Annotated in this window: 14 protein-coding genes and 1 tRNA gene; 4 read left to right on the top strand and 11 right to left on the bottom strand. The window is 53.7% G+C overall.

Annotated features, from left to right (window positions below; all coding sequences use genetic code 11):
* Positions 1–408: 408 nt before the first annotated feature.
* Positions 409–498 (bottom strand) — tRNA-Ser (locus tag ACZRJQ_RS21825).
* Positions 499–807: 309 nt separating this feature from the next.
* On the opposite strand from ACZRJQ_RS21825, the gene ACZRJQ_RS21820 reads away from it, so the two are divergent.
* From ACZRJQ_RS21820 to ACZRJQ_RS21810, 3 genes are all read left to right on the top strand, one after another.
* The gene (locus tag ACZRJQ_RS21820; RefSeq protein WP_463980352.1) at positions 808–1,497 is read left to right on the top strand and encodes a crotonase/enoyl-CoA hydratase family protein; all 690 of its coding nucleotides are present in this window, start codon (positions 808–810) and stop codon (positions 1,495–1,497) included.
* A gap of 213 nt (positions 1,498–1,710) precedes the next feature.
* The gene (locus ACZRJQ_RS21815) at positions 1,711–2,493 is read left to right on the top strand and encodes a lysophospholipid acyltransferase family protein (RefSeq protein ID WP_463980351.1); all 783 of its coding nucleotides are present in this window, start codon (positions 1,711–1,713) and stop codon (positions 2,491–2,493) included.
* An 83-nt stretch (positions 2,494–2,576) separates the two neighbouring features.
* Complete coding sequence (locus ACZRJQ_RS21810) at positions 2,577–3,548, top strand: magnesium and cobalt transport protein CorA (RefSeq protein ID WP_463980350.1); 972 nt, start codon at positions 2,577–2,579, stop codon at positions 3,546–3,548.
* Between the two features lie 49 nt (positions 3,549–3,597).
* Here the strand turns inward: ACZRJQ_RS21810 and ACZRJQ_RS21805 are convergent, their stop codons facing one another.
* Entirely contained in the window at positions 3,598–4,326 is a 729-nt protein-coding gene (locus tag ACZRJQ_RS21805; RefSeq protein ID WP_463980349.1) for an amidotransferase, read from the bottom strand.
* A 935-nt stretch (positions 4,327–5,261) separates the two neighbouring features.
* On the opposite strand from ACZRJQ_RS21805, the gene ACZRJQ_RS21800 reads away from it, so the two are divergent.
* Positions 5,262–6,071: a c-type cytochrome gene (locus tag ACZRJQ_RS21800; protein WP_463980348.1), complete on the top strand. Its 810-nt coding sequence runs from the start codon at positions 5,262–5,264 to the stop codon at positions 6,069–6,071.
* A 196-nt stretch (positions 6,072–6,267) separates the two neighbouring features.
* On the opposite strand, the gene ACZRJQ_RS21795 is transcribed toward ACZRJQ_RS21800, so the two are convergent.
* From ACZRJQ_RS21795 to ACZRJQ_RS21755, 9 genes are all read right to left on the bottom strand, one after another.
* A complete protein-coding gene (locus tag ACZRJQ_RS21795) occupies positions 6,268–6,609 on the bottom strand; it encodes a ribonuclease E inhibitor RraB (RefSeq protein ID WP_463980347.1) in 342 nt (113 codons plus the stop codon).
* 264 nt (positions 6,610–6,873) lie between these two features.
* Positions 6,874–7,479 carry an START domain-containing protein gene (locus tag ACZRJQ_RS21790; protein ID WP_463980346.1) on the bottom strand — a complete coding sequence of 202 codons (606 nt, stop codon included), beginning with the start codon at positions 7,477–7,479 and terminating at the stop codon, positions 6,874–6,876.
* Between the two features lie 47 nt (positions 7,480–7,526).
* Entirely contained in the window at positions 7,527–7,781 is a 255-nt protein-coding gene (locus tag ACZRJQ_RS21785; protein WP_463980345.1) for a YkgJ family cysteine cluster protein, read from the bottom strand.
* A gap of 153 nt (positions 7,782–7,934) precedes the next feature.
* Positions 7,935–8,393 carry a translation initiation factor 2 gene (locus ACZRJQ_RS21780; RefSeq protein ID WP_463980344.1) on the bottom strand — a complete coding sequence of 153 codons (459 nt, stop codon included), beginning with the start codon at positions 8,391–8,393 and terminating at the stop codon, positions 7,935–7,937.
* 103 nt (positions 8,394–8,496) lie between these two features.
* Positions 8,497–9,936, bottom strand: a complete 1,440-nt coding sequence (locus tag ACZRJQ_RS21775) for an aminotransferase-like domain-containing protein (RefSeq protein WP_463980343.1) — start codon at positions 9,934–9,936, stop codon at positions 8,497–8,499.
* A 207-nt stretch (positions 9,937–10,143) separates the two neighbouring features.
* Positions 10,144–10,959: an OmpA family protein gene (locus ACZRJQ_RS21770; RefSeq protein ID WP_463980342.1), complete on the bottom strand. Its 816-nt coding sequence runs from the start codon at positions 10,957–10,959 to the stop codon at positions 10,144–10,146.
* Positions 10,956–11,312: a DUF4398 domain-containing protein gene (locus ACZRJQ_RS21765; protein ID WP_463980341.1), complete on the bottom strand. Its 357-nt coding sequence runs from the start codon at positions 11,310–11,312 to the stop codon at positions 10,956–10,958. Before ACZRJQ_RS21765 ends, ACZRJQ_RS21770 begins: the two co-directional genes overlap by 4 nt.
* Positions 11,313–11,321: 9 nt before the next feature.
* Complete coding sequence (locus ACZRJQ_RS21760) at positions 11,322–12,140, bottom strand: substrate-binding periplasmic protein (RefSeq protein WP_463980340.1); 819 nt, start codon at positions 12,138–12,140, stop codon at positions 11,322–11,324.
* A 125-nt stretch (positions 12,141–12,265) separates the two neighbouring features.
* On the bottom strand, positions 12,266–12,379 hold a 114-nt coding region (locus ACZRJQ_RS21755; protein ID WP_186605293.1), incomplete at its 5' end, for an electron transfer flavoprotein subunit alpha.

Below are 12,379 nucleotides of genomic sequence, written 5' to 3'. Positions count from 1 at the left end.
CGGAAAGAAAATCTGGCAGGCCAAGATGATCAACTGAATTTGACCTGACAGTCATGACCGCAAATCCGGTAACTGTCAGATCAAGTCTGAACTTCTACACCTTAGCAGCACCCAACTGTCTAGCATCGAGGTATTGGCAGGTAAGCGTTTCAACGACGATAAACACATATTTCAACTCACCTGTAACGTGAGCTGAAATACGGCCTCTGATGATTCACGTAGCTGGACTTCTCAGCCCAGCCTCAGAAAGCCTGCTTCCTTCCAAGATGGCTTTCGTCATGAGCTGAACCGAAATACGTAATTTCCTCTCCAACCCCATTTCAACCCCATATCGCCCTTTTCCAGACGCCAAAAACCACAAACCCCCGACTTTCTCTAGGAAAATCAGGGGCTTGTGTTTACTTAATGTGGCGGTGAAGGAGAGATTCGAACTCTCGATACAATTTCTTGTATACACACTTTCCAGGCGTGCTCCTTAAGCCACTCGGACACTTCACCGTATCTCTTCAAACATGTTCTGTCTGTCGAGGCGCGCTAATGTAGTCGAAAGCTTTCGATATGACAAATGTTTTTTTCAGAATTTTCATGCGCTTACGGTCTTCACGGGTTCAGCCCGCATCCATCGCGGGCGAATGCGCCAAACTCCGTACTTGGCTCCCTGCCTCGCAGCCGCTCTAAAACGCCGACACACAGCCTTCTATATAGAAGGCGCAGGCTGTAAGCCTGACTCACCAGTCAGTCACAGCGCTTTACCTGGCTCTTAGGGCTGGGTAACGTCTGCTCCACTTCAATATAAGGAATTGCGCCATGAGTGAGTTGGTTTCCTATCACCTGGAAGACGGTATCGCCACCCTGACCCTGAGTAATGGCAAGGTGAATGCTATTTCACCTGAGGTGATCGATGCCTTTAACGTTGCGCTGGATAAGGCCGAGCAAGACCGTGCAGTGGTGATTATCACCAGCCCGCCGGGCATCCTCTCGGGTGGTTATGACTTGAAGGTGATGACGGCCGGCCCCGAGCAAGCCGTGGCTCTGGTAACCAAGGGTTCAACCTTGGCGCGGCGCCTGTTGGCGCATCCGTTTCCTGTAGTCGTGGCCTGCTCTGGGCACGCGGTCGCCAAGGGCGCATTCTTGTTGCTGTCGGTGGATTACCGTATCGGTGTTGAAGGCCCATTCAGCATTGGCCTGAATGAAGTGCAAATTGGCATGACCATGCACCACGCCGGTATTGAGCTCGCCCGTGACCGACTGCGCAAGTCAGCATTCCATCGTTCAGTGATCAATGGCGAAATGTTCGACCCATTGAGCGCAGTGGATGCCGGCTTCCTGGACAAGGTGGTCAAGCCCGAGGAGTTGCAAGCAGCAGCTCTAGAAGCTGCGCGCCAGTTGAAGAAAATCAACATGAAGGCGCACAAGAACACCAAACTCAAAGTACGCAAGGCGTTGCTAGATACTCTGGATAACGCCATTTCACTGGATAAAGAACATCTGATCTGATCGACACCTCCTCACGCGCAGCCTGCGTCACTCTGGTGGCACAGGCTCGTCGCCCGCTTGCCAATAACGCTTAGAACCGCTCTAAACCACACCTTCTCCCAAAACCTGAAACATGCGCTTAAACATCAGAGATCTCCTACATGTATCGGAGTAATTGCCGAATACAGTGCACATCCGTACACTGCGCCACCTTCGATTTTGGTGAGCCTGTAAATGCTACTTTCGTTTCGTATGTTATTGATGAGTCTGCATTTTATGACCGCCGGTGTTCTTGGCGTTTTGCTGGGGCTGTGTCGTCCTTTTAACCCGGACAACAGCCGTCTCTGCGCGCGACTGTACGCATGGCCTGCCAAATGGATTATGGGATACAGGCTCAAGGCAGATGTCGCGCCCTTGATGGACAAGCCACGCAGTTGCGTCATCATCGCCAATCATCAGTCCAACTATGATTTGTTCGTGTTCGGTAATGTCGTGCCACGCCGTACGGTGTGTATCGGTAAAAAAAGCCTGAAATGGGTGCCGCTCTTCGGTCAATTATTTTGGCTGGCAGGCAATGTGTTGATTGATCGCGGCAACGCCCAAAAAGCGCGTCACTCCATGCTGACCACTACCCGTACCTTGCAAGAAAAGGACACGTCGATCTGGGTCTTCCCAGAAGGCACACGCAATCTTGGTAAGACGTTATTGCCATTCAAAAAAGGCGCGTTTCAAATGGCTATCACTGCCGGCGTCCCGATTGTGCCGGTGTGTGTCAGCACTTATAGCCAACACCTAAAGCTCAATCGCTGGCACAGCGCCGATATTCAGATTCGCTCTCTGGCACCTATACCCACAGCCGGCTTAACTCTGGACGATATGCCGATGCTGATTAAGCAATGCCGCGAACAAATGCGCGAGTGCATCGAGGTTATGGATCGCGAATTACTGGCCCAGCAAAGCAGCCGCATGCCTCCAACCGCTGGCGACAAGACTGCGGCATCCAATTCGAACCTCTGAACGTTTATCGACTCAAAATGGGGCATTGCGCGCTAAGCTGCAGGTTCGCGCCATAACCCTTTGAAGAAGAAGCGATTAGAACTATGGGGAGAGTTGTTGCTGCTGCGGTTTATAACGCAGGCAAGAAAGTCAGCAATATCACACTGGATGAAGGCAGCGCCTGGGCTGAAAAGCCCGGCCACTTCGTCTGGATTGGTCTGGAGCAGCCCGACGCGCAAGAGCTGAGCAACCTGCAGCGCCAGTTCAATTTGCATGAACTGGCTATTGAGGACGCTTTTGAGCAACACAGTCGGCCAAAACTCGAGACCTTTGGCGATGCGCTGTTTATCGTCATTTATTCCCCGGTTCGCCATGAAGGCAAACTGGAGTTCATCGAAACGCATATTTTCGCTGGTAACGGTTACATCATCACCAGCCGCAACGGTCACTCGGCGTCTTATAAAGCCGTGCGCCAACGCTGCGAGGCGCGGCCACTGCTGCTGGAGCACGGCGAAGACTTTGTTTTGTATGCCCTGTTGGACTTTGTGACGGAAAGCTACCAACCCGTCAGCGAAGCCATCCATGCCGAAATCGAGCAGCTTGAACGCAACATTATGGGCAACGCGCTGAATGAGGCCGATATTGTCCATCTGCATGAGCTACGTCGCGACGTGCTGCGATTGCGTCGCTATGTAGCCCCTATGGTCGAGATCAGTGAAGAGCTACAGCGTCTTACCTTTCCGTTCATCGACAAAAATATGCGTCCTTATTTTCGCGATGTGCAGATCCACGTCACTCGCCAGATGGAAGACCTGACCACTCTGCGCGATATTGCCAGCCAAACCATTGAGATCGTGGTGCTGCTGGAGTCATCACGACAAAGCATCGTGCAGCGAAAATTCGCAGCTTGGGCCGCCATTCTTGCCTTTCCGACGGCGGTGGCGGGCATCTACGGGATGAACTTTCAGAACATGCCTGAGTTGAGCTGGCATTACGGCTACTTTGGCGTTCTGGGGTTTATTGGCGTGGGGGTTACCGGGTTGTGGGCCAGTTTCAAGCGCTCTGGCTGGCTCTAATACCGTGTGTCTATAGGCGTGAGCCCACGCCTATAGACAGGCCGCACTGTTAAACCGCTTCTGCCTGCGGTTTGTGTGCGACAAATCGCATCATCCACTCTGCAACTGTTTGACCATGATGGCTTTGCTCCAGACTGGCAACGCCATTGCTGTAGATCTGTTGGCCCAAATGCTCTTGACGAAGCTCTAGCAAGGCTCTTGAGTAATCGTGAATGAACTCGGGATGCCCCTGAAAGCACAACACCTGATCGTTGATGTGATAAGCCGCGAACGGGCAGAAATCGCTGGAAGCAATCACTGTGGCGTTTTCCGGCAAGGCCGTCACCTGATCCTGGTGGCTGATCAGCAAGGTCAACTCCTCAACAGCCGGGCTCATCCACGGCGCCTTGGCGGCCAATGTGTACTGGTGAGTGCCAACGCCCCAACCTTGAGTGGCGCGCTCACTCTTGCCACCCAACAACAAAGCCAACAGCTGGTGACCAAAGCACACGCCAAGCAGCTTATCCCCACGCTCATAGCGCGTCAGCAGGTAGCTTTTCAGGGTTTGTATCCACGGGTCGATGCCAAATGAATCTGCTTTACTGCCCGTCACCAGGTAGGCATCGAACACTTGGTCGTCGGCCGGGTATTGACCATCCATCACGTTAAAAACACTGAACTGAGCTTCGATAGGCTGCTTGGAAAACAGCCGCACGAACATTTGCCCGTAGCCTTGATATTGATCGATAAACTCTGGGCGCAGAATGTCGGTTTCCAGAATACAGATGCGTAGCGACATAAAAGTACCTGACACGATAAAGGCGAATGTAGTGATGGCAACGCACAGAGCCTGCCCTGAAACAGTATTTCAAGGCAAGCGCTTAACGACGCCCCCACTTGCAAGCCTTGAGTGTCAAAGCCCTGAAACACTCTCAATCGAGCTACCCATCCAAAAGGCTGGGCACACCTCAACAGAGTGCTCGGACGAACGGTCAAATGTTGCAACGCCTGAGCACACACACACCGCTGCGTCTAAGTTCGGCCTGACAGACAGGTCTTGTGGGCGCTAATAGCTTTTTAGAAACCTAATGCAATTGGATGATGTGAAAGGGTTCTAAGCCATGTGATATGTGGGCTCTAAAGTAACCCTGTCAACAGCCAGATCGCTTCCCAACACTTTTGCATCACGCCCGGGCAAGATTTCGTTCAGACATAACAAAAAGGCAGACAGCCATGATCAAGCACACGAAAGCACGCCAAGCCGGTCTTATTCTCTTCGCCACCACGTTACTGCTTATTGTGCCCAACCTGACCAAAGTGTTCGGTTAAGCCACTGCACGAACGCCTATCAACGCTTCTGAAACCATTATTTACGGGCTCTCCACTTGTGTGGAGCCATAGTTCTTGCGTCAGCAGATTGCAATCGCAGCACTCATCAGTTGCGCTGGCGGCCAAGCGGGCGCAATTGAGGAGTGCCGCGCTATTGATGAAATAAACGATTCTGCACTGACTTTTGATTGACGCTTTAACAGTGACGTTGGCTCGCGGGTTGACCCCAGCGCGGCCCTTGTGATTTATAGCGCTGAAGACACGCTGATCAAGCCTGAGCGCTTCAGCACTGTGAACGCTGGCCATTTATAAGCAGCTGCGGTACACGCTCTTTGTCCAGGTTTCAAAACCCGACAATGCCCAGCCCGACGACGAACCCACTGACGACGACGTAACAGCCATCCATTGAACCGACTGACACTTTTCATCATCGCGCTACTGTCCCTGCCCGCGCACGCAGCCCAACTCACGCTTGAACTGGGCAATGGCAGCCATACTTGGCAAACCAGCGAGCTGCTGAAGCATCCTGCGCTACAAACCGTTCAGATACCTGACGATGTGTCTTACAAACGCAGCATGACCTATCGTGCGATTCCGTTCGCGGCCTTACTGGAGAACATCAAGCCCGACGATCATCTGCAAGCCGTTGCACTGGATGGTTTTGCCGCCGAGCTGGCGGCCGGCCCACTGTTGAGTCAAGCAGGCGCTAAAGCCTGGCTGGCCATCGAAGATCCCGCCCACCCGTGGCCGCCCTTGGGCAAAGATAAACCGAGCGCTGGCCCCTTCTATCTCATATGGACCAACCCGCAAGCCAGCCACATCAGCCCTGAACAATGGCCATTCCAGCTTGCCAGTTTGAAACGCCAATTGCCTGTTGCTGAGCGCTTTCCAGCCTTGCGACCTGACCCGACACTTGCGCCCGAATCGCCTGTCAATCAAGGTTTTGCACTCTTTCAAAAGAATTGCCTGGCCTGCCATCGCCTGAATGGGGCCGGGGATGCTCAATTCGGGCCAGACCTGAATATCCCGTACAGTCCAACTGAGTATTTTGGCGCCGACTTTCTTAAGCGCTACATTCGCGACCCGCAAAGCCTGCGGCGGTGGCCACAAGCGCGGATGCCCGGCTTTTCGGCCAGCGTGCTGCCTGATGCAGAGCTGGAGCAATTGATCAGCTACTTGCAGCACATGGCTTCACGCAAAGTAACCCCACCCTGAATAGCGGTTTAGGGGCTGTAAATTTTTAGCTATCAAGCACATAGACAGAGGCGATTTCCTGCACCGCGCAAACGCGCAGATACTTGCCGCCATTGTCGAACTTCCCTTTGGCCACCCGTTTGGGTGGCTTTTTTTTGTCTGTCAAAAACCAAAACGGCCAGCCCTTAGGCCAGCCGTTATCAGCGCTGAGTCAATATCAGTTCAACAAGCCGCGCACCTCCTGCTTCACACCCCAACCTTCAATGATGCCGCCCAAAGGCGCTACGACAGCTTCAAAGTCTTGCTCAAAATCACCAATGCCACCGTAAGTGGCGTACATCACTTTACTTAACTCCAGATGCCAAACACCGTCATCGCGCACATTGATCTGGGCATTCAATGACTCACCACAAAATTTTCGTGCCGCTCGACGCGCCCGTTCCTCGTCCGGAAAGATGGCGTAAAACTCGATAGGATGGATGCGCGAAAAATCAAAACCGCCTTCTTTCATGCGGCGCAGCACATAGCTGCTGAGGTCTTCTTGATGGGCTGTGCTCATGAAACGTCCTCCTCGCAATGGATAGACATTCAGCGCTCCCGAGACGTCATCAGACATGGCGTGACCGGGAGAAATAAGCATGTAGCGAACAAGATTAGAGCCAGTCGATGACATCGCTGGTCTGGGTGCAGAGTAGACTTGCCATGCAGCATCTGCCAAGCGGCAAATAAAAAAATAGTCTGCGCTTCAGAGCAAACATAATCAGCACTTGGCTCTTGGGCAGATGCGCCGCCCAGGAGCCAAGCAAGCTCTACAAGCCCAGTACTACTTTTCAGCGCGCTCTTTCAGCGCTTTCAATGTATTGAACGGAGCATCGACTACAAACTTGTTAGCCAACCACGAAGGCACGCTGCCGCCTGGCTTGGTGTGAACCTGATAAGTCACTTCAGTCGAGTTGTCGCCTTTAGGCACCATTTTCCAGAAGCCTTCAACTTGAGCGACGCGCACAAAGCCTTTTTCTTCAGGGATATACGTCGGCACGCCTATCAGGTTGCGGGTCAGGCTACCGTCACTGCCTTTTACACTAGTCACCTGCAACACGGAGTCACGCGGCGTGACGGGCCAAGGTGTATTGAATTGAGTGTAAGTCCAGCTCTGATCGCCTTCGTGCTTTAGCAGCTTCTGGGATTTGCACTCATGAATCCAGGCACAGGCCCCAGCCGCGTCTTCCTGCAAGCCGAGCACTTTGGCCATCGGTGCCTTGATGGTCGTCACACCCTGATAAGCCTTGTATTGAGAACCTGGCACTTCACTCAACGACACTTTGATGCCGTCTTCATTCTTCGCCACTTTCCAGTCTTCAGCGTGAGCTGCACCCACCATCAAAACGCTCAAGCCACATACCATTGCTACGCGATGCAACGAACCCATTGTCTTATTCCTTATTGTTGAAGGTCTGTTCATTGGACATGAACGCACTAGGCCGCCGTGACCTGCTCCCACCAACCAATCAGGTTGATGGCTTCTTCTCGATTATTACCACACACCTCAATGTCTGCTTGAAACGCGCTACATACCGCAGGGCGCTCAGGCAAACCAAACAAAGCGCACATAGCATCGACAGAAAGATGCAGGCAACGTTCACCCGCAGGCTTGCCATTGGGCATGCCCGGAATCGGTGTGCTGATGGAGGGGGCTATACAGCAAGCGCCACAGCCTGGACGGCAAATCATGACGTTAGCTCCTCATTGGGGGCAAAGTGCGTTGATGACAAGGGATAGTACTCGCTGGAACAGGTGTTTGAAATTCACCGTTCAGCAGAAATTGCACATAACCGGCAATGACTGAATAGTCAGTTTAGAAGCCCCATTTTGGGCATTCGGCACTTATTGCTTGAATTCAAAATCCAGTGCCGCGCCTTCGACCTCGTTCTGTCGAGCGTCATTGCGCAATTGCAGGCCCATCTCATTACTGAGCAAGCGGCCGTTGAGCTGAAACGGGCTTTCTTCTTCCGGTTTTTCACCGAACATATTTGGAAGCAAAGGCTTGTGCTTAGGCATGGGCACCGCCCCCAAAGGCTGAAGCTGCTTGACCATCTCCGGCGGCAAACTCAAGTCGAGCTTTGCGGCGGGCAAACGTTTTTTGGCTATTTCGCGGGCAGACTTGGATTTGGACGCCATGGGCGCACGCTTTTTGGCTGGCGCTTTTTGCGCTGGCGCTGTGGGTTTGACGGAAGACTGGGTGGCAGCCGAAGCAGGCTGCGATGACGCCGCCAAGGTATCAGCAGCGTAAAAGGCGGTTAACGCCCCTATAAGCATGAGCCCCACACAAAATGTCGCTTTCATAACTCCCACAGCTTTAACGGTTAAGTCGCATATGCTGGCGCTTTACGCCCTAAGTGACAAGTCACATGTAATCAAATGGCCATCGCCGGTAGCTGCACACACCTCAATTGAGGTCTGCAGCTTCCTGGCAAAGTTGGTTAGCAAGCATACCCAACGTCATCAAGGCCCGCTCCGCCTCACGATTCCAGGCCGTCCCGCAATTGAGCCGAATGCAGTGATTAAACTGCTCGGTATTACTGAAAATAAGCCCCGGTGCAATGCTGATACCTTGCTGCAAAGCACGCACATGCAGCTCTTGCGTGTTAACTCGCCCCGGCAAACTGACCCACAGGATAAACCCACCGGTTGGCCGCGACATTTGCGTGCCCTCGGGAAAATATTGCTGAACGGCCAGCTGGAACGCGCTCAGATTTTTCCTGTATTCCTGCCGGATGTAACGTAAGTGGCGATCGTAGCCGCCATTTTCAAGGTAAGCCGCCACCCCCATTTGCGTCACGCTACAAGCAGAATGGGTGGTGAACGTTTGCAGACGCTGGATTTCCTGCTGATATTTGCCCGCGATGATCCAGCCAATTCTGACGCCGGGTGACAGCGTCTTGGAAAAGCTGGAGCAGTAAATCACGCGATCCAAACGGTCATACGCTTTCAACGCTTTGGTTCGACCGACCTCAAACATCAGCTCACCATAGATGTCATCTTCAACGATCTGAATGTCGAAATCCGAGGCCAGGCGCAATAAATGCTTTTGCCGCTCTTCTGGCATCGTACCGCCCAACGGATTGCTCAATCGCGTCGTCAGCACCAACGCTTTGATAGGCCATTGATTAGCCGCTAGCTGGAGCGCTTCAAGGCTCATGCCCGTAGCCGGGTCACTGGGGATCTCAATCACTTTGAGACCCAACAAGTCAGCCAGTTGCAATAGCCCGTAATAAGTGGGCGACTCGGCGGCAATCAAGTCGCCGGGCCGCGTCAGCACTCGCAAGGACATTTGCAGGGCATCGACACAACCGTGAGTGATGACGACTTCCGAAGGATCAACCACCACGCCCGCATCCCGCATGCGGATCGCCACTTGCCTTCGCAATGGCTCAAAACCGGGGCTGAACATGTAACTGAACGCCCGCGGGCTGTGAAAGCGCGTGACCTTGGCCAATTGTTGATGCAGCGCCCGTACCGGCAGGTAGTCGACACTGGGCACCGCCGCACCCAACGGAAACACGCCCTCGCGACGCGATTCAACCAACACTTGTTGAATGATGCTGCTGCGAGTCACCAGACCGGGGCGTTCGACCCGCGCGATATCTGGAGTGGGCGCAGTCAATGCGGGAGTTTGGTGAACGTAATAACCAGACTGCGGACGCGCCCTGATTAGCCCCTGATCTTCAAGGTTGGCGTAAGCCTGCAATACCGTTGCATGACTGACATTGAGCTGCGAACTCATCTTGCGCACAGAAGGCACGCGCTCGCCGGGCTGGTACACCCCGCGCCGAATATCCTCGGCCAGTTGCTGAGCAATACGTTGGTAGAGCAAAAGATTGGTCATGGCTCAGCACTCGATGTTCAGTCATTTTTTTTATAAGAAGCATTTCTGTGAGGAACAATACCGGAACAGTTTAGAAGTGTACGGGCACAGTTGTCACCAATCTCAACCGTACAGTGCATTAAGAGCCGAAACTGTACGGGTACAGGTTTTACTGAGCACAAAAAAACCGGCGCCTCTCGGCTGCCGGTTGTTTCACAACAAGAAGGCTTATCGAGCAGCGCCCAGTTGGCCTTTATCGTCAGAAAAGACAATTTCGACACGACGATTTTGCGCACGACCACGCTCAGTTGCGTTTACATCGACCGGGTATTGATCACCATAGCCTTCAACCTGAATGCGCTTTTCGTCGATACCCAGATCAATCAACGTATCCGCCACCGCTTGCGCACGAGCACGGGACAACAGCAGATTGTCTTCCTTGCCCCCCGTGCTGTCGGTGTACCCCTCAATACGCACAACCCGCTTGGGGTTTAACTGCAGAAACTGCACCAGCTTAAGCACCGTCCGATTGGCCGCGTTTTTCAAATCCGCTTCGCCGGTGTCGAACAACACATCGCCCAAGGTCATTACCAGGCCACGATCTGTTTGGGTGGTGGCCAAACTGACGATTTGCTCCTCCAGCCACTGACCTTGCTGTTGAACGCTCAACAACTTGGCCTCACGCAACGCCAATTGCAGACGCTGACGCTCCAGCTCAAGCTTGGCGGCACGTTCTTCGTTGAGCATTTGCTGCGTGTGCTCGCGAGCAATTTCACTGTATCGCTGACTCAGGTAGGCGTAGTGCGCAACATCTTCACCACTGCCCCAGAAACTGGACAACCGGTCAGCACGGGCCAACGACTCCCCGGCACGGATTACGTCCTTAGGCGCAATACGCAACACGTTGCTGTCTTCTTTGACCGATTGAAAATCGCTACTGGCCTGCTGCAAGGCTAAATCGCTGTTGTGTTGACCCGCACACCCGATCAGGGTCAGACCGCCGACCAATAGCACGCCACTGCACACAACTTGCTTGAGGCTCATTGCGCCTCCGCCAACTGTTTGCGCAAGCGCGTGATACGGGTATTGAGCACGTTCAATTGTTCCTGACTTTTTTGGGTCAACACACGGGCCTCCGCTAAACGAGCGTCGAGTTCGGCCTGTTCAGCCTGCATGCGGGCGTCCTTGTAGGACTCTTCAGCCATGTCAGCCAGCGCTTGAGCCAGTTTGCTTTCGGCCTGCTTAAGTTCGGCGACGTTGTCCGCATTGGCACCGACGGCTTTGGCTTGTTCCAAAGCCTGTTCGGTCAAGCGTAATTGTTCGTTCGGCGCCGGATCGGCTGCACAACCCGCCAAAGCCAAAACGGCAAGGCCTGCGAAAAGAGGTCGAATTGTCACTGAAAATCCCTACTGTTTTGGGGCGCTGACCGGCTGTTGCAGCTGGGCTTTCCACCGCTCTAAATTGCGTTGCAATACGGCCTCGGTCAGGCCAGAGGCGGGCAATTCTGTCATCTTTTTGGCAAGCTGTCCGCGCAACCACGGCTCATTGCAGGCAGAGTCATGGGAAATAGCCAAAAACAGGCCCGGCTGGTCGATCGGCTGCAAATGGGCGAACACATCATCAGCCACCCCCAACGTCTGGGCCGTCGCCCTACCGGCATAACGCCCGGCCAACACGTAGTCGACCTCCCCCAGCAGTAGCTTTTGAAACGCCTGAGTCAGACTGGGCTGGGGCTGCAAGGTCAATTGATGCGCTGCGAAGGCCGCGAACGTTTCGGTCATACGGGCTTTTTCAGACACAGCCCCAGTGCGCTCATGCAAGTCAGCGGGCGTCTCATAGATCAAAGCTGAATCTTTGCGCGTCCAGACTACGTAATCGTTACGCACCAAGGGCGGGTGAATGTAATCAAGCGACGAAAGCCCTGCCAACGTCAGCGGCGCATCCAGCAGCATATCCATACGCCCGGTGCGCACTTGCTCCAGAGCGTCAGAGCGCTTGCCGGCATAGAGCGCCTCAATCTTGATTCCCAAGTCTTGCGCTGCTTCTTGCAACAAGTCGACGCTAGCCCCCACCAAATGTGTCGGCTCGCCTGGATCGCGCCAGACATAAGGCGGCGCATCAGGGCTGCCGGTGACGATCAAACGCTCACACTTGCCCGCCGCTTCAGACAGCACCGGCAAAAACATCAACCCCACTAGCAGACTGCTTACCTGACGCACACCCATCCTCCCGCACACTCATTTTCGACGCACAAAAAAGCCCGATTACTCAGCCTGCAAGCGATGCACGAAGGGTTTCGTGCAGCCTTACAGCCCAAATAACCGGGCTCTTTATAAGTGAAGCAACTGGATTAAACCAGCTTCTCCAACTCAGGTACTGCTTCGAACAAGTCCGCTACCAAGCCGTAATCAGCCACTTGGAAGATCGGCGCTTCTTCGTCCTTGTTGATCGCAACGATCACTTT

Source organism: Pseudomonas sp. E315 (assembly GCF_055406205.1).
Note: the sequence above shows the minus strand (reverse complement) of the source record. Positions and strands in the feature narration are given on the sequence as shown.

Excerpts from the sequence above, each read along its gene's own strand:
- ACZRJQ_RS21820 (WP_463980352.1), top strand. The coding sequence starts at position 808 with ATGAGTGAGTTGGTTTCCTATCACCTGGAAGACGGTATCGCCACCCTG.
- ACZRJQ_RS21815 (WP_463980351.1), top strand. The coding sequence starts at position 1,711 with ATGCTACTTTCGTTTCGTATGTTATTGATGAGTCTGCATTTTATGACC.
- ACZRJQ_RS21810 (WP_463980350.1), top strand. The coding sequence starts at position 2,577 with ATGGGGAGAGTTGTTGCTGCTGCGGTTTATAACGCAGGCAAGAAAGTC.
- ACZRJQ_RS21790 (WP_463980346.1), bottom strand. The coding sequence starts at position 7,479 with ATGGGTTCGTTGCATCGCGTAGCAATGGTATGTGGCTTGAGCGTTTTG.
- ACZRJQ_RS21785 (WP_463980345.1), bottom strand. The coding sequence starts at position 7,781 with ATGATTTGCCGTCCAGGCTGTGGCGCTTGCTGTATAGCCCCCTCCATC.
- ACZRJQ_RS21775 (WP_463980343.1), bottom strand. The coding sequence starts at position 9,936 with ATGACCAATCTTTTGCTCTACCAACGTATTGCTCAGCAACTGGCCGAG.
- ACZRJQ_RS21805 (WP_463980349.1), bottom strand. The coding sequence starts at position 4,326 with ATGTCGCTACGCATCTGTATTCTGGAAACCGACATTCTGCGCCCAGAG.
- ACZRJQ_RS21770 (WP_463980342.1), bottom strand. The coding sequence starts at position 10,959 with ATGAGCCTCAAGCAAGTTGTGTGCAGTGGCGTGCTATTGGTCGGCGGT.
- ACZRJQ_RS21760 (WP_463980340.1), bottom strand. The coding sequence starts at position 12,140 with ATGGGTGTGCGTCAGGTAAGCAGTCTGCTAGTGGGGTTGATGTTTTTG.
- ACZRJQ_RS21795 (WP_463980347.1), bottom strand. The coding sequence starts at position 6,609 with ATGAGCACAGCCCATCAAGAAGACCTCAGCAGCTATGTGCTGCGCCGC.
- ACZRJQ_RS21780 (WP_463980344.1), bottom strand. The coding sequence starts at position 8,393 with ATGAAAGCGACATTTTGTGTGGGGCTCATGCTTATAGGGGCGTTAACC.